The sequence below is a fragment of the Rhizobium sp. NXC24 genome, assembly GCF_002944315.1.
Classification (GTDB): domain Bacteria; phylum Pseudomonadota; class Alphaproteobacteria; order Rhizobiales; family Rhizobiaceae; genus Rhizobium.
The window spans coordinates 2,122,162-2,142,137 of the sequence record NZ_CP024314.1 but is presented as its reverse complement, the minus strand read 5'-3'; the positions used below and the strand labels follow the sequence as shown (position 1 = coordinate 2,142,137).

General features: G+C 59.2%; 16 protein-coding genes. 10 read left to right on the top strand and 6 right to left on the bottom strand.

The genetic code is table 11. The features are described from left to right. The first annotated feature begins 26 nt into the window (after positions 1–26). The 6 genes from NXC24_RS33835 (at position 27) to NXC24_RS33810 (ending at position 6,473) form a co-directional block, all read left to right on the top strand. A complete protein-coding gene (locus NXC24_RS33835) occupies positions 27–938 on the top strand; it encodes an ABC transporter ATP-binding protein (RefSeq protein WP_104827608.1) in 912 nt (303 codons plus the stop codon). Then, positions 938–1,834 carry a branched-chain amino acid ABC transporter permease gene (locus NXC24_RS33830; protein WP_104827607.1) on the top strand — a complete coding sequence of 299 codons (897 nt, stop codon included), beginning with the start codon at positions 938–940 and terminating at the stop codon, positions 1,832–1,834. Before NXC24_RS33835 ends, NXC24_RS33830 begins: the two co-directional genes overlap by 1 nt. Position 1,835: 1 nt before the next feature. After that, positions 1,836–2,879 (top strand): branched-chain amino acid ABC transporter permease, encoded by a 1,044-nt coding sequence (locus NXC24_RS33825; RefSeq protein ID WP_104827606.1) that lies wholly within the window; start codon positions 1,836–1,838, stop codon positions 2,877–2,879. A 95-nt stretch (positions 2,880–2,974) separates the two neighbouring features. Continuing rightward, complete coding sequence (locus NXC24_RS33820; protein WP_104827605.1) at positions 2,975–4,309, top strand: ABC transporter substrate-binding protein; 1,335 nt, start codon at positions 2,975–2,977, stop codon at positions 4,307–4,309. Between the two features lie 89 nt (positions 4,310–4,398). Next, positions 4,399–5,193, top strand: coding sequence for an ABC transporter ATP-binding protein (locus tag NXC24_RS33815; RefSeq protein WP_104827604.1), 795 nt, complete (start codon positions 4,399–4,401; stop codon positions 5,191–5,193). A gap of 32 nt (positions 5,194–5,225) precedes the next feature. Next, positions 5,226–6,473: an SfnB family sulfur acquisition oxidoreductase gene (locus tag NXC24_RS33810; protein ID WP_104827603.1), complete on the top strand. Its 1,248-nt coding sequence runs from the start codon at positions 5,226–5,228 to the stop codon at positions 6,471–6,473. Positions 6,474–6,629: 156 nt separating this feature from the next. On the opposite strand, the gene NXC24_RS33805 is transcribed toward NXC24_RS33810, so the two are convergent. From NXC24_RS33805 to NXC24_RS33790, 4 genes are read right to left on the bottom strand one after another with little or no spacing between them, the layout of a single operon-like run. After that, entirely contained in the window at positions 6,630–9,002 is a 2,373-nt protein-coding gene (locus tag NXC24_RS33805; RefSeq protein ID WP_104827602.1) for a hypothetical protein, read from the bottom strand. Positions 9,003–9,014: 12 nt separating this feature from the next. Beyond that, positions 9,015–9,785, bottom strand: coding sequence for an ABC transporter permease (locus tag NXC24_RS33800; RefSeq protein ID WP_104827601.1), 771 nt, complete (start codon positions 9,783–9,785; stop codon positions 9,015–9,017). Between the two features lie 10 nt (positions 9,786–9,795). Then, positions 9,796–10,791, bottom strand: coding sequence for an ABC transporter substrate-binding protein (locus NXC24_RS33795; protein WP_104827600.1), 996 nt, complete (start codon positions 10,789–10,791; stop codon positions 9,796–9,798). A 13-nt stretch (positions 10,792–10,804) separates the two neighbouring features. Beyond that, positions 10,805–11,560: an ABC transporter ATP-binding protein gene (locus tag NXC24_RS33790; protein ID WP_104827985.1), complete on the bottom strand. Its 756-nt coding sequence runs from the start codon at positions 11,558–11,560 to the stop codon at positions 10,805–10,807. Positions 11,561–11,776: 216 nt separating this feature from the next. Here NXC24_RS33790 and NXC24_RS33785 point away from each other — a divergent pair, with 216 nt between their 5' ends. Further along, on the top strand, positions 11,777–12,496 hold the full coding sequence (locus NXC24_RS33785; protein WP_104827599.1) for a GntR family transcriptional regulator: 720 nt from the start codon (positions 11,777–11,779) through the stop codon (positions 12,494–12,496). 304 nt (positions 12,497–12,800) lie between these two features. Here the strand turns inward: NXC24_RS33785 and NXC24_RS33780 are convergent, their stop codons facing one another. Continuing rightward, a complete protein-coding gene (locus NXC24_RS33780) occupies positions 12,801–13,580 on the bottom strand; it encodes an alpha/beta hydrolase (RefSeq protein WP_104827598.1) in 780 nt (259 codons plus the stop codon). Between the two features lie 135 nt (positions 13,581–13,715). Between NXC24_RS33780 and NXC24_RS33775 the strand changes: the two genes are divergently transcribed. The 3 genes from NXC24_RS33775 (at position 13,716) to NXC24_RS33765 (ending at position 17,740) form a co-directional block, all read left to right on the top strand. Beyond that, positions 13,716–14,603: a LysR family transcriptional regulator gene (locus NXC24_RS33775; RefSeq protein WP_104827984.1), complete on the top strand. Its 888-nt coding sequence runs from the start codon at positions 13,716–13,718 to the stop codon at positions 14,601–14,603. A gap of 474 nt (positions 14,604–15,077) precedes the next feature. Beyond that, a complete protein-coding gene (locus tag NXC24_RS33770) occupies positions 15,078–15,380 on the top strand; it encodes an alkylphosphonate utilization protein (protein WP_104827597.1) in 303 nt (100 codons plus the stop codon). Between the two features lie 992 nt (positions 15,381–16,372). Then, positions 16,373–17,740 carry an acetyl-CoA hydrolase/transferase C-terminal domain-containing protein gene (locus NXC24_RS33765; RefSeq protein WP_104827596.1) on the top strand — a complete coding sequence of 456 codons (1,368 nt, stop codon included), beginning with the start codon at positions 16,373–16,375 and terminating at the stop codon, positions 17,738–17,740. 162 nt (positions 17,741–17,902) lie between these two features. Here NXC24_RS33765 and NXC24_RS33760 read toward each other — a convergent pair whose 3' ends face one another. Then, positions 17,903–19,933, bottom strand: a complete 2,031-nt coding sequence (locus tag NXC24_RS33760) for a methyl-accepting chemotaxis protein (protein WP_104827595.1) — start codon at positions 19,931–19,933, stop codon at positions 17,903–17,905. Positions 19,934–19,976: the final 43 nt, after the last annotated feature.

Genomic DNA, 19,976 nt, shown 5'->3' with positions numbered 1-19,976 from the left:
CGCCCGAGCCGAATGGAGGACACTGAATGCCTGCCGCGACCTATTCCCTTGACGTGCTGGATCCTGGTACGCTGCGGGGCTCCGGCGACCAGATTGCTCGCGCGTTGCCACCGGGCAAGACCGGCGGCATCCCGCAGCATGACGAAGAGACCCATGCTCTCTCTTTGCATGGCATCAGCCTGTCATTTGGTGGGGTCGCTGCCTTGGTCGATGTAGACCTTTCTGTTGAGCCGGGGGAGATCCGGGCGATTATCGGTCCAAATGGCGCAGGCAAGAGTTCGCTGATCAACATCATCAGCGGTGTCTATCGCTCGAACGAGGGCCATGTTCGTATCGGCTCCAACACCTATCGCCATGTGCCGACGGAACTGCTGGCATCGCTTGGCATTGCCCGCACGTTCCAGAACCTCGCCTTGTTCAAGGGCTTGAGTGTCACTGATAACGTCATCGCCGGTCGAGCCTATACCGTGCGCTCGACCTTTGCCGAACAGATCCTCGGGCTTGGCCGCGCGCGCCGCGAAGAGGCGGATGCACGCGAGCGGGCGGCCCGTATTCTCGAGTTCCTGCATCTGGGCCAGGTCAGTCATCGTCTCGTAGGCACGCTGCCCTACGGACTGCAAAAACGCGTCGAGCTCGCCCGCGCCCTGGTGGCGGAACCGAAGATCCTGCTTCTAGACGAGCCTATGGCGGGGATGACGGCGAGCGAAAAGAACGACATGGCCGACTTCATCCGGTCTGCCCGAGATCGGTATGACACGACGGTGATCCTCATCGAACACGATATCGGCGTGGTCATGCAGCTTTCCGACCGGATCGCGGTCCTCGATTACGGCCGCAAGATCGCCGACGGCAGTCCGGGCGAAATTCGTGCCGACAAGCGCGTCATCGACGCCTATCTCGGCGTCGTTGCGGAAAACGAGGATGGGGAGGGCATCTGATGGCAGATTTCGACTGGCCGTTTCTGATCGAAGTGCTGGTTGGCGGCTTGCTCTCGGGCGTTATGTATTCGCTCGTCGCCATCGGTTTCGTGCTGATCTACAAGACGTCGGGCGTGCTCAATTTCGCTCAAGGGGCAATGTTGCTGTTTGCCGCGCTGACCTTTGTCAGCCTTCTTGAGCGTGGCGTTCCCTTTGCCTTGGCGCTCGTCATTACATTCGCTGTCATGGTGCTGATCGGCATTGCCATCGAGCGTACCGTGCTGCGACCATTGACCAACAAGCCGCCGATTACGCTTTTCATGGCGACGCTCGGGCTCTCCTATATCATCGAGGGGGCGGCTCAACTCATCTGGGGCACGCAGGTCCACGGTCTGGAGCTCGGGATCGAGGATGTTCCCTTCGACATCGGCGGCGTGTTCATCAGCCAGTTCGATCTTTTTGCGGCGGCGGTCGCTGCCGCGATGGTGGCGGCGCTGTCCGCCTTCTTCCGCTACACCCGAATTGGGCTGGCATTCCGGGCTGTAGCGGACGATCAGTTCGCCGCGCTTGCTGTCGGGCTGAAACTGCCCTGGATTTGGGCAACGGTCTGGGCGGCTGCCGGTGTCGTAGCACTGGTGGCTGGCCTGCTATGGGGCGCGCGGCTCGGCGTGCAGTTCTCTCTGTCGCTGGTGGTGCTGAAAGCGCTGCCCGTCCTCGTTCTCGGCGGCTTTGATTCCATTTTGGGTGCGATCGTCGGCGGTCTGCTGATCGGCGCGACCGAGAAGCTCGCGGAAGTTTATATCGGCGAATATTTCGGCGGCGGCATCGAAGGCTGGATTGCCTATGTCGCAGCACTCGCCTTCCTGCTCATCCGCCCCTCCGGCCTGTTTGGGCAAAAGCTCGTGGAAAGGGTTTGATATGGCTGTCGTCACCGTCGATCTTCATCCCACATGGCTCTTCAGCCGCTGGCTGACACCGATTGCCATCCTTGCCAGCGCGTACCTCGTGGTTCCCTTTGTCGGTTCGACCTATTTGTTCGAGGCGATCCTTTTGCCGTTCCTGGCGCTCAGCCTTGCCGGCCTCGGGCTGAATCTGCTTACCGGCTATGCAGGCCAGGTCTCGCTCGGAAGCGCCGCCTTCATGGCCGTCGGTGCCTTTGCTGCTTACAATTTCAATCTGCGCGTCGATGGCCTGCCTTTGATCATCAGCATCCTGCTGGCCGGCCTTCTGGCGGCGGTGATCGGTATCGTCTTCGGCTTGCCTAGCCTCAGATTGAAGGGCTTTTATCTTGCTGTGTCGACGCTGGCTGCGCAGTTCTTCGTGCAGTGGGCTCTCACCAAATTTAGCTGGTTTTCCAACGACTCTGCCTCCGGGGTCATCGATGCGCCGCCTCTGACGCTTGCGGGCGTGGAATTTACAGGCCCGGTAGGTCGCTATCTCTTTTCACTTACGATCGTGGTGGTGCTGACCTTCCTGGCGCATCGGCTGACGACCTCTCAAACCGGCCGCAACTTCATCGCCGTTCGGGATAATGAGACAGCGGCGCGCATCATCGGTGTGCCCGTGCTGGGAACCAAGTTGCTGGCCTTTGCTATCTCCTCTTTCATCATCGCCGTTGCGGGAGCGCTTTGGGCCTTTGCCTATCTGAGGACCGTCGAGCCGGCCGGCTTTAACCTCGACCGATCGTTCCAGATCCTTTTCATCATCATCATCGGCGGCCTTGCCTCGACGCGGGGCGCCTTTCTCGGCGCCGCTCTGATCGTCGCCTTCCCGCTCGTGCTATCCCGACTGGGCTCGTTCCTGCTCGGCGATGTCTTCGATTCCGGCGTGCTCGACATGAGCCAGCGCATCGTGCTCGGCGCCTTGATCATTCTGTTTCTGATCCTCGAACCGGACGGGCTTTCCTCGCTCTGGGGCAAGATCCGAAGGCGGTTGGGCTCTGCCATCGACAGGCCGGCCTGACCAAGCTGGGCACAAGCTCCGCAAACATCAAACCCATCGCTCATTCAACCCAGTTCCGGCCATCACACCGGACAATACCCGGAGTGTATCCAAACATGACCATGCTTGCGAAATTGAAGGCCGCTGTCATTGCGGCTGGACTGGCCGTCTCGGCCGCGGTACCGGCCGCCCATGCCGATGAACAATATTTCCCGCTGCAAAGCTATCGCGTCGGGCCCTATGCGGCCGGCGGCACGGGTTTCTTCGGCGGTTTCATCGATTACCTGAACCTCATCAACACGCGGGATGGCGGCGTCAACGGCGTCAAGCTCACCTGGTCGGAAGCGGAAACGCAATACGAGGTTGAACGCGGCGTCGAGGCCTACGAGCGTCTCAAGAGCAATCCGAATATTGCCGCCTGGAACCCGCTTTCCGTCGGTATCGCCTATGCCATGATCGACCGCATCACGCAGGACAAGGTGCCGTTGATCACCATCAACCATGGTCGCACGGATTCCACTGATGGCCGCGTTTTCCCCTATGTCTTTCCGCTGTTGCTCAATCCCTATAGCGAGACCTCGGGCATCGTGAACTACATCGCCTCGAAGCTCGGCGGTCTCGACAAGCTGAAGGGCAAGAAGATCGTCGTGCTCTATCACGGCTCGCCCTACGGCAAGGAAACGATCCCGATCTATGAACTCTTGTCGCAGAAATATGGCTTCGAACTGCAGCAGATCGAAGTGCCGCATCCGGGCAACGAGCAACAGGCACAATGGCTGACGATCCGCCGCGCCAAGCCGGATTACGTCGTGCTGCGCGGCTGGGGTGTCATGAACCCGGTCGCCCTGAAAACCGCGGCCAAGACCGGCTTTCCTGCCGACCATATCATCGGCAACGTCTGGTCTAACTCGGAAGAGGACGTGATCCCGGCAGGCGACGCCGCGAAGGGATATACCGCCATCACGACCCAAGCCTCCGGCACGGAATATCCGATCGTCCAGGAGATCGTGAAGACGCTCTATGACAATGGCAAGGGCAATCTGGAAGACAAGAAGCGCATCGGCTCCGTCTACCACAATCTCGGTATCGTCAACGGTATCCTGAACGTCGAGGCGATCCGTATTGCCCAGGAAAAGTTCGGACATCGGACTCTGACGGGCGACGAGGTCCGCTGGGGCTTCGAGCACCTGCAGCTTGATCCGGCTCGAGTCGAGGCGCTCGGCGCCAAGGGCCTGTTCCATTCCATCAACGTCACCTGGGACAATCACGAAGGCAACGGCTACGTGACCTTTCAGCAGTGGGACGGCAAGAAGTGGAACGTCGTCTCCGATTGGATTGCGCCGGACTGGGCCCTGTTGAGGCCGATTATCGAGAAATCCTCGGAAGCCTACGCCAAGGAAAGAGGCATCAAGTTGCGCACGTCTGAAGACGCACAGGCCGTGACGAACTGAGCCCGGTGGCTGGGCATCGGCAGCACGGTAATGCCGCTTTCTGCCGATGCCCCGCTCGCACACGAAACCACACTGAGATTGGGTGGACCATGGCTGGAAAAGACGTTCTGCTGAGCGTGGACGGGATCAAAGCGACCTACAATGGAGCAATCACGGCGCTTCACGGTGTCAGCTTCACATTGCGCCGCGGCGAGATTCTGGCGCTGCTGGGTGCCAATGGCGCCGGCAAGACGACGACGCTCAAGGCGATTTCGAATCTGCTTCCGGCCGAGCGCGGCGAGATTACCGCTGGAGGCGTCTTATACGATGGCCGTGACGTTACAACGGCAACGCCGGCCGAATTGGTGCGCGCCGGTCTCGCGCAGGTCCTCGAGGGCCGGCATTGCTTCCGCAATTTGACCATCGAGGAAAATCTCATTTCCGGCGGTCTCGGACGGAGCAGCTCGCGCGCTGAGATCGCCGCGGATCTAGAGAGAATCTACGCAATTTTTCCCCGGCTGAAGGAGAAGCGCCGCGCATTGGCCGGCCTTGCTTCAGGCGGTGAACAGCAAATGACGGCGATCGGCCGTGCATTGATGTCACGTCCAAAGCTGCTGGTGCTCGACGAGCCGTCCATGGGGCTGGCGCCGATCGTCGTGCAGGACATTTTCCGGATGCTGCGGCGGCTGAATGTTGAAAGCGGCCTTTCCATGCTCGTTGCCGAACAGAATTCGGCGATCGCTCTGCGTTATGCCGACCGCGCGACAGTTCTCGAAAACGGCACCGCCGTTCTTTCGGGAGATGCAGCCGAGTTGCGCGGGCGCGACGACGTCAAAGCATTTTATCTCGGTCAGAAATCGACACCCGCACCCACACCCGCCGCAACAAACCTCCCACCGGCCTGATCGGCCGCCATCCTCAACAAGGAGAAACCATCATGACGCTCTCACAGGTCAACACCGAAAATGCCGTCAAGGCTGTACCGGCGGTTCCTCGACCGGCTGAGCCTGCCCATGTCATCAAGGACGATGCTGAGGCAATCGCCGTTGCACGGCGGCTTGCGACCGAATTCGTGAAGGACTCGGCCAAGCGCGACCGCGAACGCATTTGGCCCGTCGCCGAGCTGGATGCCTTTTCGCAAAGCGGCCTATGGTCCATCAATGTGCCAAAAGCCTTCGGCGGCCCGGAGGTTTCGTACGCAACGCTCGCAAAGGTCATCGAGATCATATCGGCAGCGGATTCCTCGATCGGCCAGATCGCCCAGAACCATCTGGGCGTCGTTGCTGCCATCCGGACCGTATCGGATCCCGCCCAACAGAAACTTCTGTTTGCTGAGGTGCTGAAGGGCACCCGCTTCGGCAACGCTTTTTCGGAATTCGGTTCCAAACGGGCAGTCGATTTCGAGACGCGCTTCACCGATGCCGGCGACCACGTCGTCGTCAACGGGCGCAAGTTCTACTCCTCCGGCGCACTGCTCGCGCATCTGGTGCCGATTGTCGCGCTCGATGACGAGGGGCGGGCCTGGTATGCGATTGCCGAGCGCGATGCGCCAGGGCTGACTGTCATCGATGACTGGTCCTCGTTCGGGCAGCGAACGACGCTCTCCGGTACGGTGCTTCTCGACAACGTCAAGGTGCCGAAGACCCATCTCGTGCCCGGATACAAGGGCTATGAAGTGCCGACCGCCGATGGCGCCATATTCCAGATCATCCAGGTTGCCGTCGACACGGGTATCGCACAGGCCGCCATTGACGAGACGGTCGCCTTCGTGCGCACCAAGAGCCGGGCATGGGTGGATAGCGGCCAGGATCATGCCTGGGAGGATCCCTATACAATCCAGGCCGTCGGCGACCTGACGCTGCGCCTGCATGCCGCGCAAGCGCTTCTGGAAAAAGCCGGCTATGCAATCGACCGCGCCGTGCTGAACCCCAATGCGGAGACGGTCGCCGAAGCGCAGATCGTAACGGCTGAGGCCAAGATCCTGTCGACCGAAATCGCAATTGCGGCGACCAATAAGCTGTTTGAACTGGCAGGCACCCGCTCAACGCTTGCCGAGCACAATCTCGATCGCCATTGGCGCAATGCGCGCACCCACACGCTCCATGACCCTGTGCGCTGGAAATACGCCATTCTCGGAAGGTATTTCCTGAATGGCGAAAAGCCCCCGCTGCATGCGTGGAGTTGACGATCCCAAGAGGTCTCCCGCGTCGTAGCGGTGTGGGAGACCTCAAGGCTCGTGGCAAAGCAAGCCTGAAACAAATACGGCGGCCTCTGCCAAACACATGGCGGAGGCGCTGACGAATATGCCAATATGACCTGCACCATCAACTAGGAGCATCAACTACCGAGACTTCAAGAACAACGGAGACGTCCAAATTCGAGATTGATCCCGCTGACGCGCCGTCAGGAACAGCGGGTGTTCTCGTCCCGGATCGAGTTCAAGTTTGTGCAACGAAATCTCGCCCGCGAGATCTCTTGGTAGCGGTTGGTCTGTAACCCTTTCCACGATCAGACGCAGCTCGACGCCCAGCAGATCGAGTGTGATCGAGCCCTTTGCAATCAGATTTTTCCCACTGACTTCCAGCCTTGCTTCGGGGGCATGCACATGTGGTGGTGGCTGAAGCGGGTCGCCGATCTTGCTGTAGCCGTGGAGTTTGGCGTCGATGGTAATGTGAGCGTCGCTTAGGTCCGAAAGCGTGAACTCAATTCCGTCGATATCGCCGTGCGTTGCCGTTCTAAAGCCGAGCTTGCCGAGGCCGGTGCGCCACACGCTCTGTTCAGGATGGTCAAAGCCGACCCCATACAGATCAAGGAGCGCCGCGCCAGTCACGGCGACATCGCCGCTCCAATAGGCTGCCCGATAGCGATCCTTGATGCGAGCGCCACCGAAACGGATACGGACGTTGCGTTCGCTGAGGCCGGCCTCTGCATGCAGATCGCGGCTCCACACGAGGCGATCGCCATCATAGAGTTGAACCTCTTCCCAGCCGGCATGGCCGAGCAGACGGTAGGAGAGCGGCTCGTCAGGTTCCGCGTTGAACGCCTCGCCCATGAAATGCTTTCCCTGGGACAGAACAGCGAAACTCCGCTCGCCTGTCGTGGCGAAGGTGCGCCGTGCCCTGAGTGCGCTGCCGACGCCGGCCCTGTCGAAACGGTCTGCGATGACGCCCGTCAACCCGCCGCGCGAACCGAAAGTTCCGGTTGCCGGCGCGCCGCCGCCGCATCGGCCTTGGTGCTCGTCGCTCGCGGCCGAGGCGCCGACCCTGTATCCGCGTGCGAGCGCCTCGGTGTAGAGCCAGTGAAATTGCCCCCAGGCGGAACCGATCTCGATGAGCCTTTCCAGCTCCGGATGGTTCCAATCCAGAATACAGCGCCGGCCGCCCACATGCGGGATCAGCAAATGGCCCTCCGGATCGTCCTCATAGGCGGCATGGAGCCGGTCTACTGGCCACACGCCGGGTCGGATCGTTCCGGCCGTCGTCTCATTCCATTCGAAAGAGCGGAGGGACTGTCCTTTTTCATCAAAGGGGAAGCGCGGCTTGCCATCACGAAGGAAGACGACGTTGCGGTCGCCGCCGGCTGCAGAGTTGCCGCACCATTCTGTTCCCGGATAACAGACGAAGCGGCCGGGCTCGTTGAGGCCATGGATAATTTCCACGGCCTTGTTCCAATTCGCTTCGGTGATGTTGAAGTCGTTGACGGTGTAGCCCACTACGTCAAGCCCGGCGATATCTCGTCCGTAGGTGAGATTGTAAGTCGCGTCGTTGGTTCCGACAGTGTCGTCGGAATGAACGTGCAGATCCGCGTAGAGAGGACGCAATGCGCCTTCTTCACTCTGGACATAGGCGATGGCCGCTGCGACAAAGGGTTCGCCGTCGAGCCATGCTTCCAGTTTCCACTCGCCGGCTTCGGTGAAGGAAAGCCCGGAAATCCGCGCGAATGTCCAGTCCTCCGCGGCTAGCGCGATCGGCTCTGTGCGTTGGGTCGCGTCCGGAGCGGTGATCACGAGCGTGCCCCGCAAATTGCGATCGCGGCAGGTGTTTCCCCATATGTCGTCGACGCGCACAATCGCATCGAAGGATTGGCCGAGGCCAACAAGGCGCGGCGCAATGACCTGAAGGGCGTGGGGCTGGCCGGCCAGGATTTCGAGCTTGCAGTCGCCCGGCACTTCGGCAAATTTCGAGCTGCCCAGCGGATCTATGAACAGCCGGAATCGGAAGGCCTTTTCCACGAACGTCTGCACCCGCGTGCCGGCGCCGCCCTGTCGTCGATCTCCAAGGCGGATGACGATCCTGTCGCCGGGATTGATGTAGCCATCGACGACATCGACGATAACGGCCTTCTGGAAAGGACGCTCGTGTCCCTTCTGATCGAAACGCACCTTCAGCGCCTGCACAGTTGCCGGACTCTGGCCAGGAGCCAGTGGCCCGGCGTGATATTCGGCGGAAACGTAGTTGGCGCCAGTCGGGTCCGTTGTCTGAAACAGTGCCCAATCGGAATAGAACTTGAAGGCGAGCTTCAGCCATGCCCCATCGGCAAGACCGACAGCGCCGACTTCATAGACGAGTTCCAGTTCGGTCCACTCGCCCGCGGTCAGCGTCTGTCTTTGACAGGTGAGACGGCCGAGGAAGGGGAGGGTGTCGAAATAGGCGGCAAGGCCCGTCGGGGAATGGGCGGTGGCCTCGGATGCCTTGTGCTGCAAAGTCTCTGTCATGGGAGAAGTCCGTTATTGTCCGCGCCAGCCTTCGTAGCTGCGCTCTATCCGTCGAAATACGAGGCTCTCCATGAGCCACGCTATGAGTCCGATCAGCGCGATGCCGAGAAGCACCTGCGCCGAATTGCCGACCTGCCCGCCCATCGCGACCATCCAGCCGATCCCTTGGGAGGCGCCGATCATCTCGGCGGCGACGAGCGCGCGCCATGCCTGCGCAAAGCCGATGCGCAATGCGGCGATCAGGAAGGGGAGGGAGGCAGGAAAATACACGTGGGCCAGCAGTTGAAACCGTTTGGCACCCAGAATGCGGGCTGCGCGTACCTCCCCACCGCCAATGGAAAGCACGCCCTCCTGGATCGTCAAAGCCATCGGAAAAGCCGACGCTATGAATATGACAACGGCGATCGAGAGATAGCCGAGGCCGAAGAAGATCAGGGAGAGCGGCGCCCAGGCAATCGGAGGGATCGCCATGAACAGGCCGAGCAAAGGCTGAGCGAACTCCCGGAACGGCCGCCAAAGTCCGGCGGATACCCCTATGAGCAGAGCCGCCAGGACAGCCGCGCCGAAGCCGCCGAACTCACGCAACAAGCTGGCCAGAAACTGGCGGCTGAGCTCGCCGGACTGGATCCAGCGCAATCCCTCGGCTGCCACCTCCCAGGGCTGTGGCAGCACGTAAGACGGAACCCTGCTGGCGGCGAGGCACCACACGGCAAGCAGGAAGGGAAGCGCTGCCCAGCGCCAGGACGGCTGCGGAAAACGCCGCCGCGCTGTCAATTTCTTCATCGATCGGATCTCACCGCTGAGCGGCCGCTTTCGCGGCAAAACTGTCGTCAATGATGTCATCGACGTTCAACGGCTTATTGAGAATGCCGAGGTTAACGGAGTAATCGATGAGGCGCTGGATGAAGGCGCGGTCGGACAGCTCGATTTCAGCGGACCAGCCAAGGCGTTTCCTGGCTTCCGCAACGATCGCTTCCGGCGGAACCACGCTTCCGTCCGCGGCCTTCACGGATTCCAGCTTGAAACTCCGGGCGATGATCCGGTTGGCCTCCTCGGGGTTCTCCCGGAGAAATGCGATGGCCTTGGCATTGGCCCGCAGCAATTTGACGAGGTCGTCCGGCCGCTCCTTCAACGTTTTTGCAGGTGCTGCCACGACATACCATGGATAGCCCGGCAGGGCGCCATTCACGTCGAATACGACCCGGCCAGTGCCGCGAAGCACAGACTGACTGATGAATGGCTCCCATGAAAAGGCTGCATCCACCACGCCTGTATCAAGGGCAGAGTTCATGTTGCCCACGGGCATCTGCGATAATTGGAGGTCGGTGTCCGGATTGAGGCCGGCAGTCTCCTTCAGGACGAAGCCGCGCAGCAGCACGTCCATGCCGCTTCCTCTGTTGACGCCAGCGAGTTTCTTGCCTTTGAGGTCTGAGAGCGATTGAATGGAGCCATCCGCTTTTGCGATCAAGGCTGCCTGACCATAGTTCACTTTGGCGATGATCTTCGCTTCGAGCCCGCGCGCGGCCCATTGATAGACGGGCGGGGCGCCGATATAGGCCACGTCGATTTCCCCTCCCGCCACCGCCTGCTGAATGACGGGGCCGTCGCCAAAACCCTTGAGCTCGACGTTCAATCCCTCTTCCCGAAAGTAGCCTTTCTCCTCGGCGATGAGGGCCGGCGCATTCGCCATGGCTTGGACCCAGCCGATGCGAAGCGGCGAAGGTTCCTGCGCACCAGCGGGCCAGGCAGCAGCAAGCGCGAGAAGAGCTGCAGGTAGAATGCGTTTCATCGGATGGTTCCCTTCAGGTAACGCGTTGATTGCTGATCATGACGGCGGCGATTTGTTCGGCGAGCCGTTCGCGCAGTTGCGCAAACAAAGGATTGGCTCGCGTGCCTCGCTGATCGCGAGGACGCGGCAAATCGATTGTCACTTCTGCCGTGATGCCGGTCGGAGGCAGACCGAGGACCAGGACGCGATCCGCCAGATAGATCGCTTCGTCGATGTCATGCGTGATGAACAGCACGGTCTGGCCCAAGCTCGACCAGATGCGGAGCAGTTCGTCGTTGAGGGAAGAGCGCGTCATGGCGTCGAGTGCTGCGAACGGTTCATCCATGAGCAGAAGGCGCGGCTCAAGTGCCAGCGAGCGCGCAAGCGCGACGCGCTGACGCTGGCCGCCCGACAATCGGTGAGGCGGTTCGTCCGCATGTTCTCCCAGGCCGACAAGCCGCAGAAAATGCAGGGCGACGGCCTTTTGCTCCTGTAGCGATCCCTTACGATTCATACGAAGGCCAAAGCGGACATTTTCCAGGGCGCTCAGCCAGGGGAAAAGATTGGGTGACTGGAACACATATCCGAGTGCCGGATGCTCCGGCACAACCGACGCCCCGTCTATGGTGATATGACCCGCTTGTGGGCGCAGGAAGCCGGACAACAGATTGAGCAATGTCGACTTGCCGCATCCGGAGGGACCGAGGACTGCGACAAATTCTCCCGGACGGGCTTCCAGGGAAAACCGTTCGAATATGCTGCGTCGGCTTTCGGGATAGTAGAAACCCATGCCATTCACCGAAAAAGTCGCGCCGCGTGAAAGCTGCCGTGCTGGGGAAACAAATGCCATATCGCGTTCGAATAATCCGACGTTGGAATTGCCCCAGTTTTTAATACATTATAATACAAGTTATCAACGCGGAGCCTTCCCTTGTCCGGCGGCAAAGGAGAACGGTATTCCAAAGCTGCAAGAGTCCGTGGTCTTTTTAACCTCGATGGAAAATAGATGAGCCTGATACGCAACAATCCGGTGGCAATGTATCTCCAGATCGCCGATCGCCTTCGTCGCGAGATCGCCGAAGGGGCATATGAGCCCTCGGGGCGACTGCCATCGGAATCGCAGATCATGGTGCGCTTCGACGTCAGCCGCGTCACCGTCCGCCTCGCGCTTGAGCAGCTCGATAAGGACGGGCTGATCGAGCGTAGGAAAGGCAAGGGCACGTTCGTCGCCGGCAAGCAGGTCCGCCATCAGATCGATACCCTGCGCAGCTTTCACGAGTCACTGAAAGTGCAGGGCTTCGATGCCACGATGCGGATCGTCGAACTGACCGCGATTGAAACGCCGTCGGCGTTTGTCTCGTTGTTAGGAGCAAAATGCGCGCTGTTGGAGCGCCTTCACATGGTAGATGACGAGCCCATAGCCTTAGGCCGAAGTCTCATGCCCGCCGTCATGGCCGAGCTGGATCTGGAAACGGCCGAACAACGACCGACCTATGCCCTCCTCAAAGACAAAGCGGGCGCCGATATTGGCTCCGCCGAGATAGCGATCGGCGCGCGCGCTGTCCCATCTCGAATATCGTCCTTGATCGGCGTTGCCGCAAATGCGGTCTTGCTTGTCCTCGAACGAACCTCTTATTTCGATCATGGTGCCTGCGCTGAGTGGTCGGAATTTTTCATCCGGCCAGAGCGATACAAATTTGTCCTCGGCAATCGAATGTCCGCTTAAATCGAGCACTTCAAGCTGTTTCAGCATCGCTGATCTTGGGATCACGGTTCGTGTTCCTCAAGAGCGGTCATCTATGGCTTTCGCTTGTTAGTGCAGCGGAATGATCGAAGCGGAAGCCAAATCCCTGCAAGGCTTGCATCTAAGTGGATGCTTGAACAGAAGGCTGTCAGGAGGCGCCCGGTTGGCGATGGGCAAAGTCGTCGCAACGCTGCCAAGCGTGCGTTCTGTGAGCGCAGACTGCACTGAGCTCACGAAAGGCATAGATTAACAGCGGCACGCTGATGCCAGCGCGCATCATGTGTTGCTATTTCGACAGATCGGCCGTCGCCGCCAGAATCACTTTTGCTACTTCCGCAGGCTGCGATAGTTGCGGCGTGTGTCCTGCCGGCAAGCTCACGACATGGGCCGAGATTTTCTTTGCCATCGCTTTCTGGAGATCCGGCTGAATCATGCGGTCCTGCTCGCTGACGATGTACCATGAAGGCTTCGTCTTCCAGGCAGCATCGCTTACTTTCTCCTCGAAGTTCTTGCCGCGGACAGGACCTTGCGTGGCCGCCATCAGCCGTGTTTCATCCGCCGGAAGATCCTGGGCTAGGTGCTGTGCGACCCCTTCAAGGCTGAGTGTCAGGAAACCCTCTTTATCCGCGATGATGTGGGCGAAACCCGAGGGAACCGGATAGTCCTTGGACAAATCCGCAACCGATTGACCTTCCGAGGGAGCGAACGCGGCGACATAAACCAGCGATTTGACGTGCTCGTGCTGGCCAGCCTCCGTGATGACGACGCCGCCCCAGGAATGACCCACCAGAACGACCGGACCGGTCTGCGTATCCAGCGCGCGCCGCGTGGCTGCTACATCATCTGCCAGCGACGTAAGCGGGTTCTGCACCGAAACAACCTTGAGCCCTTCTTTTTGGAGGAGTGGAATGACTTTGTTCCATGCCGATCCGTCGGCAAAAGCGCCGTGCACAAGCACAACGACAGGCTTTTCGACCTCGGACGCACTGGTGGGTGCTGCGTTTGAGGCCAGCGCAGTGCTGCCCATGACGGCGGCTACAACTGCTTTTTTCGCGAATGATGACATCAAGTGCTCCTTTGAATTGGGCCTACCGCAGGCTTTGCGGAAGGCAACCGCGATCAGATGGAAGGCACTTGTACATATGAAAATATTGGGAATAAATTTTCGAACAGGATCATGATAACAAACGATGAGTTTCAAATGGACAGACTGGCTTGCATGCAGGTTTTTGTGAAAGCCGTCGAAGCAGGTTCAATTTCGGCTGCTGCCGCTGAACTCGGTATGTCATCCCAATTGGCAGGCAAGCAACTAAGGGCGCTGGAGCAGGATTTCGGCATCAAGCTGCTGAACCGCACCACGCGTAGACAAAGCCTCACCGACAGTGGCCGCATATTCTACGATCATGCCAAGAACATCATGGCGGAGATGGAGGCAGCCGAGGCACTGATTGCTGAAACCCGCTCAATCCCGCGAGGACGACTTCGAGTCAGTGCACCGATCACTTTCGGCAGTCACGCGCTCGCGCCTGAAATACCGGAATATTTGAAGCGGCACCTGGAAGTGTCATTGGACCTTAGCCTGACCAACCGCACCGTAGACCTTGTGGAGGAGGGTTTCGATGTTGTCTTCCGGACTGGAGAGCTCCCGGACAGCCGACTGCTGACGAGAGGGCTGGCGCCTCTTCGTTTGGTTTTGTGTGCCGCACCCTCCTATCTGAAGTCGGCCGAAAAACTGACCAAGCCCGAAGAGCTGCAACAGCACGAATGCCTGGTGTTTTCGCACACATCACTTAGAACGCAATGGGCGTTCGAAGGACCGGGTGGCGTCATATCCGTCCCGATCGCTGGCAGGTTTTCGACCGACAGCGGCGAAGCGCTACGCGCCGCTGCCGTTGCCGGTATGGGGGTACTACTGCAGCCGCACGAGCTGGTGGTCGAAGAAATCCGGGACGGGCGCCTGGTGAGGCTCTTGCCAGAGTACGAACCGCCTGCCCGCCCGTTGCATGTGCTTTATGCACCTGACAGGCGGATGACGCCGAAGCTGCGAAGCTTTCTGGATTTTGCCGTTCGGAAGTTCGGTCTGCAGTAGCCGAGCGGGCAAGAGCGCTGATTGCGCTCATCCGGAATTTCGCTAACGGGTGCTGTCGTCGCGTTTCTCACCGATGCTACGAAAATCGGTCGACACGCACCATCAAGAATAGGGCCTCTATGTCGAACAGGCCCTATCCGCAGGCCAAAGGGTGTATATCACAAACGACATTATCATGTTCTAATTCAATGGTCGGACGTGCCTCCGACGATTGAAATCAAGCACTTCATGGCAACTGGCCCCTATCCCTAACCGGATAGGGGCTTTTTGTGTGGGACAAGGGCCAGGTTCCACAGGAGTTACCGAACAGGAAGCACTCCAGCGGCTGATGCAACCACCCGACCGAGTTCGAACAACGCTAGCCGATTTGATTTTATGGCGCTTGCAAGATAGAGGGCTCACACAAGTTTGGCCGCCCATGCTACGAGCGTGACGGCAACTGACACAGTTAACAAGGCAACCCGGCGGGCATACATGAGCGACCAGAACGATGAATACATCTACGACGAACTGAGCGGCGAATGGCGGCCGGCTTCGGAGATCGCCGCGGAGGCCGCGAAAGCTGCGGAGGTCCGCGACGCATCCGGCAATGTGCTGGCCGATGGGGACTCCGTGGTTCTGATCAAGGATCTCAAGGTAAAGGGCGCCGGCCAGACGCTCAAGCAAGGGACGGTCATCAGGTCGATCCGGCTCACCGACAACCCGGAAGAGATCGACTGCCGGCATGACGCGATCAAGGGGTTGGTCCTGCGCACCGAGTTCGTGCGCAAGCGGTGATCGGAGAAATTAGCGTTCAGGCATTGGCTGGTGATGCGCCGATTGCAGCTTAACCTTGGGACGTGGCTTCAAACGGCATCAATACTAGGCGCTCCCAGCAGATCGATGACTTCTTGACAGCGGCCGCGAAACTCCAGGCTCGATGACGGGAGTCCCGCATTCCCGACCAAGGTTGTTTCGGGACTCCCGGCCGTCGCATGGGAGCCCCGCTTCAGCACGTACAGTAGATCGCCGGCTGCGTGCTTAAACCAGAGCAAACCTCCTAGCTTCAGAAATGCGAGATTAATATCCACTGAGGCGTGTGCCGTTTCGGATCGCGGCTGTGCAGGCCGCCCATGGGCATGTGGCACTTGGGCTTCAATGATGCGACCGAAGCAGCACCATCGCCGGGCCTGCCAGAGCAGCGGCCGCGATCATAAGTGAAATTCCCACCTTCAGTACCTTTATCCGGCGTGTCCTGACGCCGCTCCAATCATACACCAACTTATCCCTCCGAGTGCTGGCCTGGGTAATGTGACCTAGCGGCCTCCCAACGTATGGCAAGGGGACGGAAATAGCCGTCCCCTCGAAAGGGACGCAAACGAACGAAGAGGTCCTGCCTCGTGGCAGTGAGGCAGGACCAGAGCACCGGTTATGGCTCATGCTGCGCGTACAATTTACCGGGTGGGCGTTTGGTTCGCGCGAGGTTTGGTACCACCGCCAGATGAAACCAAACTGAAGACAGGTCGCGGTATGGCTGGCTCTTCACGCGGCCGTATCCCTCTTAAGAAAGAAAACCTCATGGATCGAGCGAAATTCTTCGCTTTCATGCGCTCAACCGTATCCTCGCTGGATGTTGTGCAGGAATTGCTATGAGGGCATGATCGCTGCTTTGATAAAGCATGTTTTGCGGCAGACGATAACGCCCGCAACCGTCGTAAATGCCGGTGAGGATGTGAACATGGAAATCGATGCTGATTTATTCTGAAAAATAGCAGCGGGAGGAGGGCCCAATGACGACTATCCATCAGATGCAGTATCGCGAACGGCTGAGATCCGCAAAGGAGGCCGTCGCTCTGATCCCGTCTGGCGCGAAGGTGGCGATGCCGATAGCTGCCGGTCAGCCGCCTGCCATTCTTGCGGCATTGGCCGAGCGAGCTCGGGCGGGAGCCGTCGACAATGTGCGGCTCCACTATCTTCTTTGTACTGGCGTTGCGGGAACCAGCGTCTTCGATTTCGACCTCTGCCACCGGATCATTCCGATCAGTTACTTTCACGGAGGCGTGGAGCGTGCGCTCGACAAGAGGCGATCGGCGGAAGCATTGCCGGCTGTCGACCTGGTGCCCTGCCATTTCAGCCAGGTGCCGCGCTCTCTGGTGGAGCACGTCGGAGTAGATACCCTGATTGCAATAGTCGCGCCGATGGATGCGGATGGCAATTTCAGCCTCGGCGCAAGTACCGACTATGCGCTCACAGTATCGCGAAAGCCAGGAATTCGGCTGATCCTCGAAGTCAATGCCAAGATGCCCTATGTGCGAGGCGATTGCATGATCCCCGTATCGGCCGTCACGGCGGTGGTCGAAAATGACGTCGGTCTGCCGATCCTGCCGGCCGCTCCGAGCAATGAAGTGGACGATGCCATCGGTGCGATCGTTGCAGGCCTGGTGGAAGACGGCGATTGCCTGCAAATGGGTATCGGCGCCTTGCCGGATGCGGTGTGTTCGCGGCTTTCGCAACATCGCCACCTTGGCATCCATACGGAAATGATGACGGTGGGGCTTGCCAATCTGGTCAAGGCGGGCGTGGTCGACAATAGCCGCAAGCAGACACATGTCGGGCGGTCGATCTTCACCTTTGCGCTGGGAGATCAGTCGCTTTACGACTTCCTGCACAACAATCCGGACATTGAAGCCCATCCTGTCGACTATGTGAACAATCCTTTCGTCATTTCTCGGAACGACCGGGCTGTGTCAGTCAACGCGACGCTGCAGATCGATCTGAATGGGGCATGCAATTCGGAATTCATGAACGGCAGGCAGTTCAGTGCATCCGGCGGTCAGGTCGATTTCGTGCGTGGCGCCTATGCTTCGCGGGGAGGGCGGTCAATCATCGCCTGTCATTCCACCGCGGCGAAGGGCACGCTCTCGCGCATTGTTCCGGCACTGACCGGGCCGGTGACGACATCGCGCAACGACACGCATATCGTCGTCACGGAATATGGATGGACGAACCTCAAGGGCAAGTCCGTGGCCGAGCGAGCAAGGGCACTGATTGCGCTGGCCCACCCGGATTTCCGCGAGGAGCTGGATCGGGCAGCCCATGGGGCGGGGTTTTATGCTGATACCGTGTTGAATTCACGAACTTCAGACACCCACCGTTGAGACGAGAAGGCCGTTCTCTGCAGCACGTATGATGACGCCCGTACCGCACCTCAAAACTCTAAAGCGAGCACAACCCGAGCTATGTCGGGTCGTGTTTCGTCTGTGACTACCTACTTCTGTATCCCGCTGCGATGCCGAAACTAGGGGGCAGCCAGTCCCGCATCAAAACTCCTCCCAATCGGCCTTGCGAGCAACCGCCGTGTTGCCGGAGAAGGTATTGGCTAGCTTACGGCCGAGTGCCCGTGCCGGCGACGCAACTGGTTTCGCTGTCCCAACAACCAGACGCGGCGCCATCGCTGCTCCGAGCTTGAACTGTGCAATGAGATCGCGAAGCGTTCTGACTTGGTCTGCCAGGCCGTTGGTGGCAGCAGTCGATTCCTCCACCATTGCCGCATTCTGTTGCGTGGCCTGATCCATCTGGTTCACAGCGATGCTGACTTCGGAAAGACCCGTCGACTGCTCCCGCGCGGCAGTCGAGATGGAATACACATGCTCGTTCACCTTGACGACCTGACTTTCAATCGCTGCGAGCGCCGAGCCCGTCGCTGTGACAAGCTTTACGCCAGAGCTGACCTCCTCGCCGGAGCGATTGATGAGCGTCTTGATGTCCTTGGCGGCATTTGCCGATCGCTGTGCCAGTTCGCGGACTTCCTGAGCAACGACAGCGAAGCCCTTGCCAGCGTCCCCGGCACGGGCGGCCTCAACGCCGGCATTTAGTGCAAGCAGGTTTGTCTGGAAGGCGATCTCATCAATGACATTGGTGATTTGACCAATCTCGCCTGAGGCTTGCTCGATCCTGCCCATCGCCGCAACGGCTTCCTTGACGACGGAACTTGATTGCTCCGTGCTCTTGCGTGCTTCGTCGACCATATGGCTGGCTTCCGACGCCCGGGCGGTGGAATTCTTCACGGCAACGGTGATTTCCTCGAGTGCAGAGGATGTTTCTTCGAGCGAGGCCGCCTGTTGCTCGGTGCGCTTGGACAGGCTGTCAGATGCGGTCCGCATCTCTCCGGCGTTGCTGTTGATCGTTTCGATTGCGCGGGATACCTCGCCAAGTATGGAGCGCAAATTGATCATCGTTGCGTTGACGTTGTCCTTCAGTTCGCCAAATGCTCCCTGGAAATCTCCGCTCATCGTTTCGGTCAGATCTCCTTCTGCAAGGGCTGCAATAACCCGGCGGGTCTCGGCAATGCCACTGTCGACGGAGGCCACCAGTTCGTTGACGCCCGCCGCAAAATGGTCGAGGTCTGGATTGTCATAAGTCTTCGTGATCCGCTGCGTGAAATCGCCCGCAACAGCGGCGGACACAACTGCAGCGATACTCGTCTGCAGATCGGCGCTCTTGGCCTGCAACGCGGCTTCCTGGGCGTTCAAATCTCGAACCTTGATCCCATTCTGCTTGAACACCTGGATCGCGTGCGCCATCGCGCCGATTTCGTCGTGACGGTTGGCGTAGGGAACTCCTGCGTCGAGATTTCCCGCGGCGAGCTCGCTCATGCTGTTGGTCAAAACGTTGATTGGGCGTGCAATCGCCTTTGAACCGTACAGGGCGGAGACGATCAGTGTGACAATCGCCAGCAATCCGATTCCAAGATTGAGCAGCAGGATCAGTGTTGCACCCGCTTTCGCGTCGTCGTCAGCCTGGCTCGCCGCTTTTTTTGCCGCCTCAACACCTTCGTCGAATAGTTTCGCTGCCTGATCGGAGATGGGCAGAAGTTTTGCCTGGATCTCCGCTGTTTTGGCTTGGATGGCGGGGGAGGCATCTTGGCTCTGTAATTTCGTCTTCATGACATCGACGAGTTCGGCTGTCATGGCAAAGAAATTTTCACTCAGGGATTTGAGCGTCTGCACTCGGTCCCGATCAGTGGGTAGCTTTACCTCGGCTGACGCTTGATCGAGATAGTTGATCACCGAATGATGGCGCGCTGCCAAATAGTCCACGGCCTTAGCTAGGTCTTCCGGTGACGAGGCCAATCGGAGATCGCGAACGCCGATCTGCATTCCACGCAGCGACGCTTTCGCATCAACCAAATTGCGGGAAACAATAAGTTGATCCTTCAGAAGCGCCGAGCGTTCGCCGATCATCTGGCCACCATACAAGACGACGAGAAGCATGGTCGCGACCATGAGAATGCCGATTGCGGAAAGCACCGCTAATTTTGTGCCAATACGGGATGAAATAGCCGACAGCATTTGTAATCACTCAAATGATCTGCAAGTTACCATCATAGGACCG